Genomic DNA, 15,648 nt, shown 5'->3' on the forward strand with positions numbered 1-15,648 from the left:
AAGGCCTTATCCTAACCATATCTTGTGACGGCGAATTTACGGGACAGAACACTAGGCCCGCCCGCATCCGCCGCCGGGCCCCGGTGTTTTTTTGCGGGGTTGGATCGAGCCGTTCGTCTTAGCACGACGCAAACAACTCGGGCGGGAACGGCACATGATCACACGCGCGCAAAGCGGCAGGCTCCATCACCCTAAGGCGCGCGGGCAGGCGCGGAATTTCCGGATGGCGCCCATCGCGCGCGCCATCGCGTTGACGTTGGCGACGGGCGCCGCGGGCGGCGCGCATGCGGGGGCGTTCAGCGCACAGTGGTTCGGCAGCAAGGGCGCGGCGCAGGGCACGGCGACGGCCACCGGCAAGCTGCCCAACGGCATGCCGGCCAGTTCGCTCAATGCCATGCAGCAATCGGGCGCGGCGCGGCAGAAGCTGCAGACCTCGATCAACAACCTGAACCTGGCCGCGCGCGCGATCGCCGCGCAGCAGGCGGCGCAGGCGCAGGCGCGGGCGGCGGCGCTGGGCGATGGCGGCGTGCCGGACGGGCTGGCCGAGGGCGGCCTGAAGGCCGACACGAACTCGCTGACCGCGGGCTGGATCAACGCCAAGGACCCCGTGCAGAGCGCGGCGGGCGGGCAGACCACGGTCGATATCCAGCAGACGGCCGACAAGGCGATCCTGAACTGGGAAACCTTCAACGTGGGCCGCAACACCACGGTGAATTTCCGGCAGCAGCCGAGTTGGTCGGTGCTGAACCGGGTCAACGATCCCCAGGCGCGGCCGAGCCAGATCCGCGGGCAGATCAAGGCGCCGGGCACCGTCTACATCCTGAACCGCAACGGCATCCTGTTCTCGGGCACCAGCCAGGTGAACGTGGGCAGCCTGACGGCCAGCGCGCTGCAGCTGAGCGACGACCAGTTCAAGAGCGCCTTCATCACCACGTCCTGGGATGCGGCCGGCCCGACTTTTGCGGCCGGCCCGGGCGAGGTCGCCGGCGACATCAAGGTCGAAGCCGGCGCGCACCTCGAAACCGACAGCGCCGGCCGCGTGCTGCTGCTGGGCGGCAACGTGGAGAACGACGGCGCCATCGTCACGCCGGACGGCCAGGCGCTGCTCGGCGCCGGCCAGCAGGTCTATCTGAAGGCTAGCGACGACGTGTCGCTGCGCGGTCTGCAGATCGCGCTGGGGCAGGGCGGCACGGCGTCCAGCAAGGGCCTGATCGAAGCCGACCGCGGCAATATCACGCTGGCCGGCCGCGATGTCGGGGTCGATGCCCTGACCGTGGGCGATACGACCGCCGGCGGCGTACTGTGGACCACCACCACGGTTACCGCCAACGGCTCGATCGACCTGCTGGCGCGCGACCAGGCACAGTCCCGGACCGACGACCAGGCCGTCTTCCAGGGCTACGCCGCCGCGCGCACCGGCACCGTCGCGATCGGCGCGGGCGCCTCGCTGACGGCGCTGCCCGAACTGAGCGACACGCAGGCCGTCACCGCGACCGAATTGCTGGCGCCGTCGGCCATCGACACCTACGGCTCCACGCTCAGCGTGGGCCGCGGCGCTCTGCTGCTGGCGCCGGGCGGCGACATCGATTTCAGCGCCGCCGTATCGCCGCTGGCCGACCCGGTCGCGCCTGCCGATGCCAGCCGCATCTACGTCGACACGGGGGCCATCCTCGACGTCTCGGGCACGCAGGGCGTGGCGCTGTCGGCCGACCGCAATTTCGTGCAGGTCGAGCTGCGCGCCAGCGAACTGCGCGATTCCCCGCTGCTGCGCAACGGCTTCCTGTACGGCAAGAAGGTGTGGGTCGACATCCGCGAGTCGGGCAGCTTCGACGATCCGCTGCTGGCCGGCATCGAATGGTTCGAGGGCGAGCCGGGCGTGTGGTACGGCTCGCCCTTGTTCGACGCATCGGGCTACATCGGTGCCATCCAGCGCGGCGTGGGCGAGCTGACCAGCAAGGGCGGCACCATCACGCTGGACAGCCGCGGCGACGTGCTGCTGCGCGAAGGCGCCAGCCTGGCGGCCAACGGCGGCACGCTGGAGTACGCCGGCGGCTGGGTGCCGATCACCAATCTGTCGACGGCGGGCGGCGGCCGCGTGCCGCTGGCGCAGGCCAGGCCCGACGCCACCTACACCGGCATCGTCGGCAACTACACCTCCAGCCATGCGCGCTGGGGCGTCAGCGAAAGCTGGACCAACGCCTTGCTGGCGCAGCGCGTCTACCAGGAGGCCTACACCCAGGGCCAGGACGCCGGCGCCATCGACATCGTCGCGCCTACCACCGTGCTGGACGGCGACATCAGCGCCGCCGCGCTGGCCGGCAGCTGGCAGCTCGAACACGACGAGCTGCCGGCCGGCGGCACGCTGAGCCTGGGCGACATGAACGCCGCGCCGCTGCCGCTGATGATCGACACCTACCACTACGTGCTCGACAGCGTCACCTTGCAGAAGGACGCGGCGGCGACGCTGGGCGAGGACTTCACGCCGGACCGGACGCTGGCCGACGACGTGCGCACGCTGCTGTCGACCGACAAGCTCAACCGGTCGGGCATCGGCACGCTGCGCATCTACGCCAACAAGACGGTGGACATCGCCGACGATGCCGACCTCGACCTGGGCGAACGCGGGAACTTCGTCATCGCCGCCAATGCCATCCAGGTCGACGGCAGGGTCCGTGCCGCCGGCGGCAGCATCAGCCTGCTCGCCAGCAACACGCGCTTCGGCAGCACCGACAAGGTCATCGATATCGGCGCCAACGCCGTACTCGATGCCGCGGGCCTGTGGAGCAGCGCCGCCGACGGCGCCTATCCCGCCGTGGCCGGCGGCGGCAGCGTGAGCATCCTGACCCGCGACGCCAAGCCTTCGTCCACCGACGTGGAGAACAACTTCTACACCTCCGGCACGGCCGGCACGGGGTCGCTGCGCATCGCCGGCGGCGCCCGCATCGACGTGTCGGGCGGCGGCCGCGCCGACCTCAAGGGGCGGGTGCAGGCGCTGGGCAATGCCGGCACCATCACGCTGGGCTCGACCGATCTCGACATCGCCGACGGCGCGGATCTGCGCGGCTATGCGCTGGCCACCGCCGGCAAGGCCGGCCGCGGCGGCACGCTGAACATCATCGGCCAGGACACCCTCATCGGCAGCGATTTCAGCGCCTACCAGGCCATCTTCGACGGGCGGCTGGAAGCCGGCACGCCGGCGCCGAAGGATATCCGGATCCTGGAGCCGCTGGTCATCGCCGCCGGCCAGCCGCTGCCGATCGACGTCAGCTACACGTCGAGCACGTTGTCGCCGGGCACCGCCATCAACTTCACGGGCTACTACAGTTTCTCCAACTCGGCCGCCCCCGTTACGCTCGCCGCCGACTGGGTCGTGCCCGCCGGCCTCAGCTATATCTACTCCGTGGGCGGTCCTTCCTACGGGCCGGGCGCCACGATTCCAGCCGGCACGCGGCTGTACTACATCTACGGCCAGTTTCCGGCGGGCTATTCGCTGCCGGCCGACGCCTTCCCGAACGGCATCGTCGGCGGTACCGCCGTCCCGCAGTCGGCGGCCAAGGGGTCCAGCCTGCCCTTCGACTACACCGTCGCCGCCGGCACGTCCTTTGCCAAGGGGACGGTGCTGCCCGCCGACGCGGTGGTCAACGCGCCGCGCATGATCGGCACCGGCCTGTTCGGCCAGGGCGGCTTCGCCGGCTACTCGATCGACGGCATCCAGGGCCTGGCCGTGCTGGACGGCACGCAGATCGCGCTGGCGCCGCAGAGCCGCCTGATCGCGCAGCCGGCCACCGCCGCCAGCGGCACCGCGCTGGAAGACCTGGGCGAACTCGCGCTGCTGCCGCAAAGCCTGCGCAGCGCGGCCAGCCTGACGTTGCGTTCCGGCTTCAATACCTATGTTCCCGTCTCGGGCGGCTACGCGCTGTCCGACGTGCAGGGCTCGGTCATCCTCGGCGCGGGCAGCGCGATCGACGCCGGGCTGGGCGGCACGGTCAGCCTGATCGGCAGCGATCTGGTGGACGTCGAGGGCCGTATCGTGGCGCCCGGCGGCGCCATCACCGCCACGCTGTTCGCGCCGCCCATCGTGGGCAGCGGCACCCAGCAGGCCTACGAGCGCCAGGACCGCGCCATCTGGCTCGGCGCCGACGCCGTGCTGGACGTGTCCGGCGCGCTGCGACCCGATGTGCCCAACGCCTACGGCTGGCGCAGCGGAACCGTGCTGGACGGCGGCACCGTCACGCTGGACGCCTCGCGCGCCGGCTATGTCGTCACCCAGGCCGGTTCGCTGATCCGAGTCGCCGGCGCCAGCGCCGAACTCGACCTGCGCAATGGCGCGACCGGCGTCGTGCGCGCCGACGCGGTCACGGCCCGGTCCGTGTGGAGCGACGCCGGCACCGTCCACGTGCTGGCGCGCGACGGCGCCTGGCTCGATGGCGGCTACGACGCGCATGCCGCCGCCGCCCAGGCCGAGGCGGGGCATTTCGTTTTCGACCTGGACACCCTGCCGGACAATGCGGGTACCGGTGCCGCGTTCGACCGCAACATCGAAGTCCGCCAGAGCGCCGCTTCGGCGCTGCCGGCCGGCCTTGCCCCCGGCGCCTCGCTCGGCCCCGCCGAGCGCCCGCAGGGCGTGGACACCAGCGTGCCGCTGGCGCGCCTGTCGACCCGGACGGGCGAGGTTTCCGCCGATCTGCTGCAGCAGGGCGGCTTCGCCACCGTCACGCTGGAGGCGCGCAACGCCGTCAGCTTCCTCGACGACGTCAGCCTGGCCGTGCCGGGCGCCATCACGCTGGACGCCCCGGTGATCCAGCTCGACACCGCCGACAAGACAGGCGACGTCTGGAACGAAGGCGCCAGCACCCGCGTGGAACTGGCCGCGCCCGCCATCACGCTCGGCACGCTGGCGCGGCGCTATGCGCTGACCACGACGCCGGCCTCCAATGCCGGCACGCTGATCGTCGATGCCGGACAGCTGCTGAGCTTCGGCACCACGACCGTGCTGCGCAACGTGGACGATGCCCGCTTCGCGAGCGGCGGCGACCTCCTGTTCGGTGCCGGCGCACTGTCCACCAGCGGCACGGCCGTCATCCCCGGCCAGCTCCTGGCCGCCGGCGATCTCACCTTCGGCGCCCGCCAGATCTATCCGGGCAGCGGCCGCAGCTACACCATTTCGTCCGATGCGGACGACGCCGTCCTGACCATCCTGCCGGGCGATCCCGATGCGCCGCTGCCGGCATCGGCCGGCGGCAGCCTGGTGTTCAGCGCGCCGGCCATCGTCAATCGAGGCGTGCTGCGGGCCCCGCTAGGCCGGATCGCGCTCGACGCGGGCGACGCCGGTACCGTCACGCTGGCCGGCGGCAGCCTGATCGACGTTTCCGCGCACGGCCAGGCCTTGCCCTACGGGCGGGTCATCAACGGCTTGTGGTACAGCGAAGGCGGCACGATGGAATTCGGCAGCGCGCCGGCCAAGCAGGTGTTCCTCAACGGCGACGTGGTCGACATCCAAGGCGGCGCCACCGTGGACCTGTCCGGCGGCGGCGACGTGTCGGCCTACCAGTTCGTGCCGGGCACCGGCGGTTCGCGCGACCTGCTTGCCGGCAGCGGCGTCTACGCGGTGCTGCCGGGCGCGCAGCCGGCCGTGGCGCCGGTCTCCACCGCGGGCAACGGCGATCCCGCCGTCGGCTCGCGCGTCTATCTGTCCGGCGTGCCGGGCCTGGCCGCCGGCTGGTACACGCTGCTGCCCGCCGAGTATGCGCTGCAGCCCGGCGCGTTCCGCGTGCAGGCGGCCGGCTCGGCCAAGGACCAGCCGCCGGGCCTGCTGGCGACGCGGCGCGATGGCGGCTACCTGGTCTCGGGCTTCCAGGGTTCCGGCTTCACCGGCAGCCAGGACATCCGGACGTCCGCCTTCCTGGTGCTGCCGGGCGACGCCGTGCGTGCCTACAGCGAATACGACAGCTATTCCGCCAACGCCTACTTCGCCGAGGCCGCGGCCAAGGCCGAGAGCGTGATGCCGCCGCTGGGCATCGATGCCGGCCAACTGGTGCTGGCCGCGCGCAGCGGCCTGAACCTCGACGGCCGGCTGAACCTGGAAGCCGGCACCGACGACGCCGGCAACCGCGGCCGCGGCGGCTTCATCGACATCGCCTCCGATTCCATCGCCGTCGTGAAGCAGGGCGAGGCGCCGGTGGATGGCTACGCGCTGACCATCGACGGCAAGACGCTCAGCAGCACCGGGGCCGAGAGCCTGATGCTGGGCGGCACGCGCAGCTTCTCCAGCGACGGCTACGTGCTCGACGTCACGGCCGCCCGCATTCTCGTGGCCAACGATGAAGGTTCCGCGCTGGTGGCGCCGGAACTGCTGCTGGTGGCGCGCAGCGACATCGGCAGCGATGGCGGCATCGCCGGCACCGGTACCGTCACGGTCCGGGACGGCGCCGCCATCCGCGCCCAGGGCGACTATCACGGCGCGGCCCTGCCGCTGCTGATCGGCAACCCGTTCGCCACCGACCCGCTCGGCACCGGCCAGGGCTCGCTGCTGGCCGTCTCCAACGCGCCGGCGGTTGGCGTGCAGCGCTATGACATCGCCGGTCCCGGCCCGGCGCTGGCCGGCAGCATCGACGTACAGGCCGGCGCCAAGCTGCAGGCGGGTTCAGCGATCCTGTTCGACGCCACCGCCGATTCCGTGATCGACGCCAGCGCCGACATCCAGGCGCCGCAACTGGGCGTGGCATCGAGCAGCGTCAGCTTCGGCGACGCGCCCGCCGGCACTTCCGGCTTCGTCGCCAACGCCGCCACGCTGGCCGCGCTGGCGCGGGCTCAGAGCCTGGTGCTGCGCAGCTACGGCACGATCGACTTCTACGCCAACGGCTCGTTCGACCTGCGCGACCCGGCCGGCGGCCTGTCCAATGTGGGCGAACTGGTGCTCGATGCCGCCGCGCTGCGGCAGCGCGGCGACGGCGACGCCGTGCTGGGTGCCGGCATGCTGACCTTGCAGGACAGCAGCGGCACGCTGGCCGCCGATGCCGGGCCGGCCAGCGCCGCCGGCACTCTTGCCATCGATGCGGGCGAGCTGCGGATCGGCGCGGGCGACAGCCGCATACTGGGCTTCACCGGCGCCACGCTGCGGGCTGGCGCGCTGCGGGCCCTCGGCAGCGGCAGCCTGACGGCGGACGGCGGTGTGCCGGCCGACCTCGCGATCGAGACGCCGCTGGTTACGGTCGCCACCGGCGCCGACCAGGTATTCACCGCCACCGGCGCGCTGCGCCTGGCGGCCGGCAGCCAGGCCGTCCCGGCCGGTGCCGACGCGCTGATCGGCAACGGCGGCCAGCTCACGCTCGACGGCCATACCGTGGACATCGCCACGGCCATCCGCCTGCCGGCCGGCGCGCTGACCGTCGATGCGGACAGCACCCTGACCATCGGCGGCGGCGCCCGGCTCGATGTTTCCGGCCGTGACCAGAACTTCTACGATCAGACCCGCACGCTGCCGGCCGGCGAGATCGCGCTGACCTCGGAAACCGGCGACGTGCTGGTACAGGAAGGCGCCACGCTGCAACTGGCCGATCCCAGCGGCGGCGGCAAGCTGTCGGTGACCGCCCCGCAGGGTAGCTTCACGCTTGACGGCAACGCCACCGGCGGCAGCTTCGTACTCGACGCCAAGACCATGCCCGGCTTCGGCGCATTGCAGGGAGCGCTCAACGACGGCGGCTTCGCCGTCGCGCGCGACCTGCGCATCCGCACCGGCGACGTGACCCTCGACGGCATCACCAGGACGCACGCTTTCACGCTGTCGGCCGACGAGGGCGCCATCATCGTCACCGGCACCATCGATGCGTCGGGCCCTACCGGCGGCAGCATCGCGCTGTCGGCCGCGGGCAACCTGATCCTGGAGTCGGGTTCCACGCTCACGGTGGCCGGCGAGAACTTCGACGGCGCGGGCAAGGGCGGTTCGGTATCGCTGTCGGCCGGCGCGCATCGCATCGTCGATGGCGAAGACGTGAGCGATCCCGATGCCTTGCTCGACATCCGCGCCGGTTCGCTGATCGACCTCGGCGTGGCCAGCGCCGGCGCCTCCGCGCGCCAGATCGCGCTCAACGGCGTGGGCAGCAGTATCGCGCTGCCGTCCACGTCGATCATCGGCTTCCCGAACGGCACGCCGGGCGATAACCAGCTGGTGGCCGATGCCGACGGCACCATTGTCCGTGCCGACGGCAGCACCGCGCCCATCATGGCCGGCACGCCGTTCGCACTGCCGGCCGGGGCCAGCATCCAGCTCGTGCGCCCCGGCCTCGTCAAGGTCGCCAGCGGCACAGGCGGCGCCACCACCGTCGCGCTGCCGCTGACCGGCGCCTTCGCCACCAGCGGCGCCACCGCGCTGACCGCGGTGCCGATCACGCTCGACGCCGCCGGCAGCCAGATCGTGCTGGCCGGCGGTGCGCCGGTGCTGCTGCCGAACGGCACGCCGGGCGACGATACGGTCAGCACCAGCGCCGATTCGGTGACCATCACCACCGCCAGCGGCGGCAGCAAGGTCACGCTGACGGCCGGTACCAGCACGCTCAAGCTCGCGGCCGGCTCCAGCATCAACTTCACCACGGCGCTGCCGGCCGCTGCCAGCATTCCGATAAGCGAGGGCGTCATCTACGCCCGCAGCGCCGGCAGCATCGTCACCCTCGGGCCGGCAGGCACCCTCGGCATCTATTCGGGATCCAGCAGCGAGTCGCTCAGCTTTCCCAACGGCATTCCCGCAGGCGCGGTCCTGGTGTTCAGCGGCGGGGCGACCTTGACGGCGGACGACGGCGCGGCGCAGACCAGCGGCGTCGGCTTCAGCGCGGCCTCGGGAGCACTCTCGGTGGCGACGATCCGGCCCAACCAGCCTTTCACGCTGTCGATCGATAAATGGGGCCTCACCTCCGCTTCCGTGCCATTGTTCAGCGTGAAGGGCGTGCCGGTCAGCTTCTCGGTGAGCGGCGGCGCCGGCAGCCCCGGCCCATGGCCGAACGGCAAGGAATGGACCGTCAAGAATGCGGTCCTCAGCAACATCCAGGCCAATACCGGGATCGGTGCGGCCGCCAACAACCTCCTGCTCGACGTCGCCGGCGCGACGAATGCCTTTGCGGTCAGCCTGGATGGCGGCGGCCAGTTCACGGCCAGCCGGGCCGCGCTGGGCACGCTTACTGCCGGCACGCTGCTGGCGCTGGGCGAGCAGGGCACGCTGAACTTCGCCTCCGGCAGCACCGGCGGCATTCCGCTGTTGCTGTCCGCCGCGAGCGGTTTCTCGGCCCAGGGCACCACGCTGCTGCCACTGGGCGGCGTGCAGGCTGGCACGCTGCACCTGCGCGCGCCGCAGACGGCCGACGGCAGCGACCTTCGCATCAATCCCGTCGCCGGCAACGTACTCGGCGCCGGCAGCATCGTGGCCGAGGGCTACAAGGTCTATGACCTCACCAATACCGACGGCGTCATCACCGACGACCTGAAACACACCGTGCTGGCCGATGCCGAGTCCTTCGCCGCCCACACCGATGCCATCAAGAGCCGGCTGCTGGCGGCCAATCCGGGCCTGGATGCGGTGCTGACCGTCGCGCCGGGCGTGGAGGTCGTCAACGCCACCGAGCAGCCCGGGCAGGCCATCGGCACGATAGCCGCGAACAGCACACTCACGCTGCGCAACGGCGTGCCGCTCATGCTGCCGGAAGGTTTCAGCGGGAGCCTGATGCCGACTTTCAACAACGCGATCCTGGAAGTCGACGCGCCTGCGGACGGCCTGACCGTGCGGTTCAACGACATCGCGCAGATGATGGTGCTGCCTCAGGGCAGCACCGTGCTGCTGCCGGACGGCGCTCCCGCCGGCACCCTGGCCTTCTACACGACGGCCTTCGGGATCTACGGCCTGATCGTGCTGCCGGACGGCACGCGCCTGCAGTTCGACCGCAATACCGCCTACAGCGGCTACCCCTCCGCGCTGCCGCCCGGGACGCGGCTGCTGTTCTTTACCTCCAGCGGTACGCTGGCGCTCGGCAATACCGCCTCTGCGGGCGTGAACGTGACGCTGGGCAAAGGCGCCTACCGGCTGTCCAAGGGCATGGGCATGCTGGCCGTGCCGGCCGGCTCCACCATCACCGCCATGGGCCCCGACGCGCCGGTGACGCTGGCGACCGATACCGACGTGCCGGTGGAGCTGCCCATGGACGCCGCGCTGGCCACCAGCGGCCTCACACTGACGGCGCCGGCCAACGCATCGGCGGCGCTGACGCTGGGCGCCGCCGGCAGCGTCGGCATGGGCGCCGGTACGGCGCTGACCGTGCCGGCTGGCGGCAGCATCGTGGCCACGGCGGCGGGCGGCGTCTACGTGGACGGCAGCCGGGTGCGAAGCTTCGCTGCGGGCGACACGGTCAGCGTGCCGGCCGGCGCGACCGTCAAGCTCGATGCGGCAGGCAAGGTCACGGCGCAGGCCGACAAGATCCGGGTGCTGGTGCAGGCGGGGGCGGCCTATACGGTGGCGGGCGCCGTCCCCGCCACGCAGACCACCCTGATCAATACTTCGAGTTCGCTGGTCATGAACACGGGGGCGTCGGTAACGCTCACCAGCAAGACCGCGTCGACGACGTTCAGCATAAGGGCAACCGTGCCGTGGACGGTCTATATGCCCGACGGCACGGTACGCGGCAGCTATGCCGCCAACGGCCAGGCCCCCGTCACCAGCGGCGACACGGTGGTGCTGAACGGCGACGGTACGCTGACGCTGCGCACGAGCGGCCGCACCGTCGACGTGCAGGTCAACGGCGGCACGGTGACGCCCACCGGCACCACCACGCAAGTGTCCTACCAGGAGCCCGCCGTCGTCGCCACGCCGTCCAGCGTTTCCAGCGACATCGTGCTGCCGCAGGCGGATGCCGCCACCGGCACGGGCTGGGACCTGTCCGGCGCGCGCTTCGGCCCCGACAAGGTGCCGGGCGTGCTGACGCTGCGCGCGGCCGGCAACGTCGAGATCGACGGTTCGCTCACCGACGGCGTCAGCATCGCCGACATGGCCCTGATCGACGACGCTTCGTGGTCGTACACGCTGGTCGGCGGCGCCGACCTGGCGGCGGCATCGGCTGTTGCCGTGCAGCCGCTGTTCCAGCTCGACGCGCGCAAGGGCGACGTCGACATCAACGCCGGCCCGGCCAGCGACGTTACCGTGCGCACCGGCACCGGCGACATCAGGCTGGCCGCCGGCCGCAGCATCGAGCTCAACACCTACCTCAACGGCGCCGGCAACGCCATCAGCTACGAGAGCAGCGTCTATACGATGGGCCGCCCGGCCAGCCTGCAGGTCGCCAACAGCGTCGATTTCATCACGCTGGCCGATGGCCGCCGCGCGCTTACGGGCGGCACGCTCGCCTACGACGACACCATCAACTATTTCTGGATGGCTTCGGGCGGCGGCGACGTGGCGCTTGCCGCGCAGCAGGACATCGTCGGCAACAGCCGGGATGCGTCGCAAAACACCAACGTGGCGCCCATCGAGCCCTCCGGCTGGATGCAGGCGCAGGGCGACGTCAATCCCAGCTCCGGCCGCTACAGCGCCATCACCGGCTGGGGCTACAACCTGTATAAGGGGGTAAGCTACGGGCAGGGCGTGCGCGATCTCTTCGGCACGCTGGGCGGCGGCAACGTCACGGCCAGCGCCGGCCGCGACGTGATCGGCGCCACGCTCGTTTCCGCCAACGGCGGCATGTACGTCGGCGCCTCTCCTGCGGACGCCTACGTGCAGACGGTGGGCGGCGGCGACGTGGCGGTAGGGGCGGGACGCGACATCCTCGGCGGCATCATCTACGTGGCCAGCGGCACCGGCACGCTGCAGGCCGGCCGCGACATCGGCTCGCAGACCGTCAACAGGTACAGCAACTACACCCTGACCCAGGCCCAGGGCATCGGCCCGTTCGCGACGCGCTTCGCGCTGGGCGATGCCGTCATCAAGGCGGTGGCGCGCGGCGACGCCGAGGTCGGCAGCATCTACAACCCGACGCTGGCGGGCGGCCGCACGCTGCTGTCGACCTATACCGACCGCAGCGCGGTCGATATCGCCTCGGTGGCCGGCAACGTCAAGGTGATCGACAAGCCGGGCCTGGGCATCAGCCTCGGCGGCACCAGCAACCTGCTGCCGGGCACGCTGGAAGCGGTGGCCTATACCGGCAGCATCGACATCGGCGGCGGCACCGTCGGCGATGGTTCGGACCAGCGCGTGCAGATGCTGCCGGCGCACAACGGCGACCTCACGCTGCTGGCGCAGGATTCCATCAACATCGTCAACGGCCTTGGCATGTCGGATGCCGATCCCGAGCTGTTCAGGACGCCGGAACCGATCACCATCCAGGGTTTCGTCGATCAGATTCCCTCCTGGCTGAGCGATTCCCTGCCCATCATCACCACGCGCGACCGCACGCTGGCGCACAGCGCCAGCCTGTATCGCGCCGACGACGACAACCCGGTGCGCATCTACGCGGTGGATGGCGACATCACTGGCAAGTATTTCTACGTGACCAACAATGCGTCGGGCGTCTGGTCGCTCTATGGCGGCGGCACCACCGCCGAACAATCCGCCTATTTCATCTCGCTGCCCAAGCCGGCGGACGTGCGTGCCGGCCGCGACATCATCGACCTGACGCTGGTGGCGCAGAATTTCACGGACCACCAGACCACCCGGGTCCAGGCAGGGCGCGACCTGGTGGAACAGCGCCACTTCTTCGAATTCACCCCCGCCTCCAACCCCGAGGGCACGGGCATCTGGGTCAGCGGGCCGGGCCGGCTCGAAGTCACCACCGGCCGCGACCTGTCGCTCAACCGCAGCGAAGGCATCATCGCGCTCGGCAACCAGATCAACCCCTACCTGCCGGATGGCCGCAGCGCCAACATCGTGCTGACCGTGGGCGCCGGCGCCGCCGGTCCGGACTACGCCGCCTTCGCGGCCGCGTATCTGGCGCCGGGCGCCGTCGGCGCGCCGCGCAGCTACGCCGCCGATCTGCTCGGCTACATGCGCGAGCAGTCCGGCGATGATGCGCTGGACGAGCAGACGGCGTGGGCCCGGTTCCAGCAACTGCCCGAGGACGTGCGCGACGTCTTCATCCGCAGCATCGTCTACAAGGAACTCAAGCGCGTGGGCACCGACGGCCTGCCGACGCAGAACTACAACGACGGCTATACGGCGCTCGGCATCCTGTTCCCCGAAGGCCGGGGCTACGGCGGCGACCTGACGCTGGACTACAGCCAGGTCAAGTCGTTCTACGACGGCAGCATCGACCTGCTGGTGCCGGGCGGCGGCATCAATGGCGGCGTGGCCGTGGTCGGGCCCGACATCGCGCCCACCGGCATCAAGAGCGCCGACCACCTGGGCGTGGTGGCGCTGCGCGGCGGCGACATCAACGCGGTGCTGCACGACGACTTCATCGTCAACCAGAGCCGGGTGTTCGCGATCGGCGGCGGCGACATGCTGATCTGGTCGTCGGAAGGCGACATCAACGCCGGCAAGGGCGCCAAGACCTCGGTGCTGGCGCCGCCGCCGCGCGTGGTGTTCAACCCCGCCACCGGCGCCACCACGCTGGAGCTGACCGGCGCCGCGTCGGGCTCGGGCATCGCCACGCTGATCACCGGCGAGCCGGGGCAGACGCCGGGCAGCATGTACCTGATCGCGCCGCACGGCACGGTGGACGCGGGCGACGCCGGCATCCGGGTGTCGGGCAACCTGGTCATCGCGGCCAAGGAGATTCGCGGCCTGGACAACATCCAGGTGACGGGTCTGTCGTTCGGGCTGCCGCAGAACACGGTGAACGTGGGGGCGCTGGCCGACGCCAGCGCGGCGGCGGCGCAGGCGGCCACCGCGGCGCAGGACGTGCTGCGCCAGGAGCGCACCGATGCCCGCCGGGCGCTGCCGTCGATCTTTACCGTGCGCGTGCTGGGCTTCGGCAACGACGCCCAGCCGTCCGGCGGCGGGGCAGGGGGTGCCGCCGCGCCGGCGCCCGCGCCGCAGTCCAGGGCAGGGAGCTACGACATGTCGAGCATGGTGCAGATCATCGGCCTGGGCCACAGCGTCGAGCCCGTGCAGTCGAAACGGCTGACCGACCCCGAGCGCCGCCGTCTCGGCCTGGACCGCTAGGCCAGGCTGCGCGCGACGCGACATGCCCATTCCCCGCCTCGGTGGGGAATGGCGGGTTCTTCTTTCGCCTTGCAACCGCTTTGTCAGCCGATATGACCTGCCTGACCTGCGACGCCCCGGCCACGCGCGCCGACGCGGCCGGCACCCCGCTGCGCGACGTGCTGGTCGCGCACTACGAGCGCCTGCATCGCCGCCTGGCGCGCCGCTTCGGCTGCCCGGACCTGGCCAGCGAATGCCTGCACGAGGCCTGGCTGCGGCTGGGCGAGGCCGCCGTGCCGGCGGCGCTGCACAGTCCGGCCGCCTACATACATCGCGTGGCCTGCAACCTGGCGCTGGACCATCTGCGCAGCGAACGCCCCGCGCAATACGGCGCCGACGCGGGCGCCCAGCTCGAACAACTGGCCGACGCGGTGCCGGGCCCGGAAGACGCGGCGCAGTCGCGCGCGGAACTGGAGGCGGTGGACCGCGCCTTCCGCGAATTGCCGCCGCGGCACCAGTCCGTCCTGCTGGCGCTGCGTATCGATGGGCATACGCGGCAGGAAGTGGCCGACCTGCACCACCTGTCGCTGCGCACCGTCGACACCGCGCTGCGCCAGGCGCTGCAGCAGTGCGCAGGGCTCACCGGCCGCCCCATCCTGGCCGGCGTCAGCACGCCGCGCCGCCAGTTGCCGGTGCGCCGCGGCGTTCATTCGCTGTAACCAGACCGTCACGCGCGCCTGCCACCATGCGCCCTTCGCAAATGGGTTCCGAGACATGGTGCGCACCAAGGCCGGGGGCCTGGTCCGGCATGGCGCCGCTGCCTCGTGGATGTTGTGCTGCTGCCTGGCGGCCACCGCGCGGGCCGCGCCGGGCGATGCCGGGCCTGCGCCCGAGGCCGCGCCGCCGTCCGGCGCCGCGCCCGAAGACGCGGCCCGGCCGATGGCGTTCGACATCCCGGCGCAGCCGCTGGCCGCCGCGCTCGAGCGCTATGCTGCCGTGTCGCGCCAGTCGGTGCTGTTCCGCGACGAGTGGGTGGACGGCCGCGTGTCGGCCGCGGTGTACGGCCGCTATGCGCCGGGCGCGGCGTTGCGGGCCTTGCTGGAAGGGACGGGGCTGGTGGCCGACAGGGTGGAGGGCAGCCAGGATCGCATGGACGCTTTCGTATTGAGAATGGAGGGCGCGCCGTCGCCACTGCCCGGCGCGCCGGCGCCCGCCGAGCCCGACCGCGACTACGACGCGCTGGTGCAGGCCCGCGTGTGGCGGGCGCTGTGCGGCAATGTGCACACCATGCCCGGCCACTACCGCTCGATCCTGCGTTTCGGCGTGGACCAGGCGGGCCGCCTCAGCCAGCCGCGGCTGCTGGCCTCCACCGGCGACCGGCGGCGCGATGCCGCCATCCTAGGCGTCCTGGGCGGCGTGCGGATCGAACAGCCGCCGGCGCCCGGCCTGCCGCAACCGCTGACGCTGGCCGTGCTGCCGTTCGACGCGATCGGCCAGACGCGCCTGTGCGCGACGGCGCACTGAGGGCCGGGCGCCGA

3 protein-coding genes are annotated in these 15,648 nt (G+C 71.5%); all 3 read left to right on the plus strand.

The window, feature by feature from the left end; genetic code table 11:
• Positions 1–223: 223 nt before the first annotated feature.
• The 3 genes from ABD927_RS19345 to ABD927_RS19355 all read left to right on the plus strand — a co-directional run bounded on the left by ABD927_RS19345 (position 224) and on the right by ABD927_RS19355 (position 15,634).
• Positions 224–14,131: a filamentous haemagglutinin family protein gene (locus tag ABD927_RS19345; protein WP_345251489.1), complete on the plus strand. Its 13,908-nt coding sequence runs from the start codon at positions 224–226 to the stop codon at positions 14,129–14,131.
• Between the two features lie 92 nt (positions 14,132–14,223).
• Positions 14,224–14,829: an RNA polymerase sigma factor gene (locus ABD927_RS19350; protein WP_345251490.1), complete on the plus strand. Its 606-nt coding sequence runs from the start codon at positions 14,224–14,226 to the stop codon at positions 14,827–14,829.
• Positions 14,830–14,884: 55 nt separating this feature from the next.
• Complete coding sequence (locus tag ABD927_RS19355) at positions 14,885–15,634, plus strand: STN domain-containing protein (protein ID WP_345251491.1); 750 nt, start codon at positions 14,885–14,887, stop codon at positions 15,632–15,634.
• The last annotated feature ends 14 nt before the right edge of the window (positions 15,635–15,648 follow it).

The sequence above is a fragment of the Pigmentiphaga soli genome, from assembly GCF_039541095.1.
Lineage (GTDB): Bacteria > Pseudomonadota > Gammaproteobacteria > Burkholderiales > Burkholderiaceae_B > Pigmentiphaga > Pigmentiphaga soli.

Coding starts and splice junctions, on each gene's coding strand:
- ABD927_RS19345 (WP_345251489.1), top strand. CDS start 224: ATGGCGCCCATCGCGCGCGCCATCGCGTTGACGTTGGCGACGGGCGCC.
- ABD927_RS19350 (WP_345251490.1), top strand. CDS start 14,224: ATGACCTGCCTGACCTGCGACGCCCCGGCCACGCGCGCCGACGCGGCC.
- ABD927_RS19355 (WP_345251491.1), top strand. CDS start 14,885: ATGGTGCGCACCAAGGCCGGGGGCCTGGTCCGGCATGGCGCCGCTGCC.